We start from the raw sequence: 3732 nt of genomic DNA, 5'->3' as shown, positions 1-3732 counted from the left end.
CTGGGAGGGGGACCACCCGTCACTCGCTTGACCATCCGGCCCGCTGGGAGCGTGTCCCCCGGCTGCACCCCGTTGATGAGGGCCAGCTCCGCCACCGGGATGGTGGACGGGTACCGTGCCTGGAACTGCTCCAGCGTCATGGCCTGGTCCAGCGTCACCAGCTCGATCCGCGCGGGCTGGATGCCCAGCACCGCCGGGTCCGTCAGCTCCCGGAAGCTGGCGAAGGTGGCGCGGAACGCCGGGTCATGCTGCGGGAGCTGCGCCGCCACCGAGCGCACCCCCTGCTGCGCGAAGAACTGCTGCAGGGCCTGGTCCGGAGAAATGCCACCCCCCACCGTGGCCAGCCCGACGATCGCGTCCTGCTTCGGGCTCACGCCGAGCACCGCCTGGCTCTGGTTCGCCGTCTTCCAGCCCTCGGGAAACTCCAGCTGGAAGCGCAGGTCTGGGTGCAGGAAGAGGGCAGCTCCGGCCGCTCGGACTTGCGGGCCATGGGCATGCCCACGCTGGCCACGTATTGCTGGGGCTGCGGGTTGTCGAGCAGGCCAAGGGAGCCGGTGCACTGCTGGCCACTGGCCGCCTGTACACCGCGTCACTGAAAGGACAGATGGGCGCGCATCGCGCCCGGAGGTTGGTTAGCCTCTCTCCCATGGAGAACCTCGACTCGCGGCTGGAGCGGTTGGAGCGGAGCTACCGGCGCATGCAGGGCCTGGCCCTGGCCGCGCTGGCCCTGGCCGGGGTGGGCCTGGGAGCCGCCGTCCTCAAGGAGGAGGGGAGCGCCGGCGCGCTGGTCGTCTCACGGCTGACGCTGGCGGATGCGCACGGGCGCGCGCGCGCCACGCTCTCCGCCGAGGCGGATGGGAGCACGGGCCTGGTGCTCAGCGACGCGGAGGGCCACCCACGGGCCCTGCTCGGCATCTCGAAGGATGGCTCCCCAAAGCTGCGCTTCTCCACTGTGGAGGGACACACGCTCGCCGAGCTCACTGTGTACTCGGACGAGGCGCCGCGCCTGGCGTTCGCGAAGAAGGGCGGCGCTGAGTTCTTCTCCGTGGGCATGTTCCCGGACGGCTCGTCCCGGCTGGAGCTGGCGGATGAGGACGGCCGGCCGCGCGCCATCCTCGGCGCGGACGAGCACGGCTCGCCAGGGTTGCTGCTCGTGGACCGGCTGGGTCAGCCTCGCGCGACGCTGCGGGTGTCTCCTTCCAACAGCGCCAGCCTGGTGCTCGAGGGGCTCGACGGTGAGGTGTTCCGCGCGCCCTCCTCCGTGCAGTGACGGGGGCTACCGCTTCAGGGCCGTGATGCGCCGCTCGATCGTACTGAGGTAGGCGCTCAGCCCGTCGTGGCTCTGGCTCGGCGTGGGAGGCTCGGTCAGCACCTTCACGATGCGCTTGACGTGATCGAGGATCTGCCCGTTCGACACCTCGAGCCTCTCCATCCGTGCCTCCATCTTCTCCATCCGGCCCTCGAGTCTGCTCACGCGCCCCTTGAGTTCCTGGACGTCCAGGTCGAGCTTCTGGACTCCCTGGAGTAGCTGCGTCCCATCCTTGCTCATGGCTGCCGTCATCGGCCCCCCCACGTGCCTGCTGAGTCGTCCACCACTCTACAGAGTGGATGAGAAACATCCTACTACATGGGTATGATGTGCGCTCAAGATGTAGGAGGTGAGGGGGGTGGGGGTACTGGAGTGGTAGGAGCAGGGACCGGGGGCAGAAGTTTGAAGCCTCGCTGGAGAAGGAAGCCCAGCCGGTCCACGACGTCCCACGACTCCACGATCTGGCCCCCCCGCATTCGAAAGAGGGACTGGCCCTGGAGCGTCACCTGCTTGGGCGCGCCCGCCTCGTCCAGCGTCTTCGCGTCCGTGCCCGTCGCCTTCCAGTGGATGAGCACCAGGTCGCCGTCGGCCATCAGGTGCTGGATGTCGAACCGCAGGTCCGGCAGCAGCGCGAGGCTCGCCTCGGCCTGCTTGCGGACGAAGTCCGGCCCCTGGGCCTGGGGCGGTGCTCCGGGAGACAGGTCCACGAAGTCCTGCGCCACGTACACGGGGATGCGGTCGAGCTGGCGCTGGTTGTAGATCTCCTCGGTGAAGGCCCGGGCCAGCCGCTTGTTCTCCTCTTCGGCGGCGAGGTCGCGAGCTCCTGAGGTGGTGGCACAGCCCGTCAGCAGCGTGAGGGTCAGCAGCAGCGAGAGTCGGTTCATAGGGGCCCGCAGTGTGCTCATGGCCCTGGCCCGCGTCAGCCGTGCCTTTGCGGCAGTGTCCACCTCATGGCGACGGCTGGCCCAGGCCGATGGGAGCCGCCAGGCACGTGTCCGGGATGTGGAAGGCCCGCACCAGCGCCACCGCGTCCGGCCGCAGCTCCGCGCACAACCGAGTGACTTCTTTGCGGATGGCCTTGGCCTTTCCGCTCTCCACGTGCTCGTTCTCCAGGAACCAGCCGCTCGCGTCCATGAGGCAGCCCAGGCCGTACAAGTCACACAGCTTGCCGAGCACGGCCTTCACCGCCGGATCCTCCACCTGCTCCACGCCCGCGAGGAACTGCTCCAGCACCACACGCTCCACGTGTGCGAGGGCCAGCGACTGCAGGTGGTCCTGCACCTGGATGAAGGCCTGGAACGAGTCCACCCCCGCGCCCAGCCGCTTGCGCAGCCGCCGCGCCGCCGAGGCCAGCAGGTCCGCCTCGCGGAAGCGCAGCGCGCGCAGCTGGAAGTCCCCGTCCCGCAGGTGCTCGCTGCCCGTGCGCCGCACCTGGAAGGGGTTGCGATCCGTCAGCGCCCCCGAGGCCCGCTCGACGATGAACTTCATCACCGTGAAGACGCGGTCATCCTCGAACTGCTGCCGGTAGCCCGTCAGCAGGCTCTTGGCCACGAGCTGCATCAGCACCGTGTTGTCGCCCTCGAAGGTGGTGAACACGTCCGTGTCCGCCTTCAGCGTGGGCAGCCGGTTGGCCACCAGGTAGCCCTGGCCCCCGCACGCCTCGCGCGCCACCTGCAGCGTCCGGGTGGTGTGCCACGTGCTGTAGGCCTTGAGGCCCGCCGCCAGCGCCTCCACCTCCATGGCGTCCTGCTCCGTCCGCCCCACGTAGCGCTTCACCAGGTACTTGAGCGCGAAGTCCAGCGCGTACGTCGTCGCCAGCGGGCGCAGCAGCCGCAGCTGGTGGGTCTGGTAGTCCAGCAGCCGGGCCTCCTGCGCTCCGGCCGGGCCGAACTGCCGGCGCTCGTCCCCGTAGGAGATGGCGATGGCCAGGCCGCTCTTGGTGGCGCTCAGCCCTCCGAGGGCCACGCTCACCCTTCCTGCCACCAGCGTGCCCAGCATGGTGAAGAAGCGCCTCGAGGCGCTGGTGATGGAGCTGGTGTACTCGCCCTCGGCGCTCACCTGCGCGAAGCGGTCCAGCAGGTTCTCCCGAGGCACGCGCACCTGGTTGAACCAGATGCGCCCGTTGTCCACCCCGTTGAGCCCCATCTTCACCCCGCAGTCCTCCACCCGGACGCCGGGGAGCAGCTGTCCGTGCTCGTCCCGCAGGGGCACCAGCAACGCGTGGACGCCGTGGCGCTCGCCCTTCACCTCGAGCTGCGCGAACACCGTGGCCAGCCGCGCGTGCTGGGCCGCGTTGCCGATCCACTCCTTGCGCGCCGCGTCCGAGGGCGTGTGCACCACGAAGTCGCCGCGCTCCTCGTCGTAGCGGGCCACCGTCTCCACGTCGCGCACGTTGGAGCCGTGGCCCAGCTCGCTCATCGCGA

Annotated in this window: 4 protein-coding genes and 1 pseudogene; 1 reads left to right on the top strand and 4 read right to left on the bottom strand. The window is 69.7% G+C overall.

Annotation, left to right across the window (positions count from 1 at the left end):
• Nucleotides 1-374: pseudogene (locus tag VD972_RS06460) on the bottom strand (peptidase M48); the annotation flags it as partial.
• A 272-nt stretch (nucleotides 375-646) separates the two neighbouring features.
• Between VD972_RS06460 and VD972_RS06455 the strand changes: the two are divergent.
• Nucleotides 647-1270 (top strand): hypothetical protein, encoded by a 624-nt coding sequence (locus VD972_RS06455; RefSeq protein ID WP_324982317.1) that lies wholly within the window; start codon nucleotides 647-649, stop codon nucleotides 1268-1270.
• Between the two features lie 6 nt (nucleotides 1271-1276).
• Here VD972_RS06455 and VD972_RS06450 read toward each other — a convergent pair whose 3' ends face one another.
• The 3 genes from VD972_RS06450 to VD972_RS06440 all read right to left on the bottom strand — a co-directional run.
• Nucleotides 1277-1561 carry a hypothetical protein gene (locus VD972_RS06450; protein ID WP_324982315.1) on the bottom strand — a complete coding sequence of 95 codons (285 nt, stop codon included), beginning with the start codon at nucleotides 1559-1561 and terminating at the stop codon, nucleotides 1277-1279.
• 83 nt (nucleotides 1562-1644) lie between these two features.
• The gene (locus VD972_RS06445; RefSeq protein WP_324982312.1) at nucleotides 1645-2193 is read right to left on the bottom strand and encodes an ester cyclase; all 549 of its coding nucleotides are present in this window, start codon (nucleotides 2191-2193) and stop codon (nucleotides 1645-1647) included.
• A gap of 64 nt (nucleotides 2194-2257) precedes the next feature.
• Nucleotides 2258-3732 (bottom strand): acyl-CoA dehydrogenase (locus VD972_RS06440; protein WP_324982310.1); only part of this gene is annotated, 1475 nt, incomplete at its 5' end.

The sequence above is a fragment of the Hyalangium sp. genome (assembly GCF_035629615.1).
GTDB lineage: Bacteria > Myxococcota > Myxococcia > Myxococcales > Myxococcaceae > Hyalangium.
This window is presented reverse-complemented; position numbering and strand designations above follow the sequence as displayed.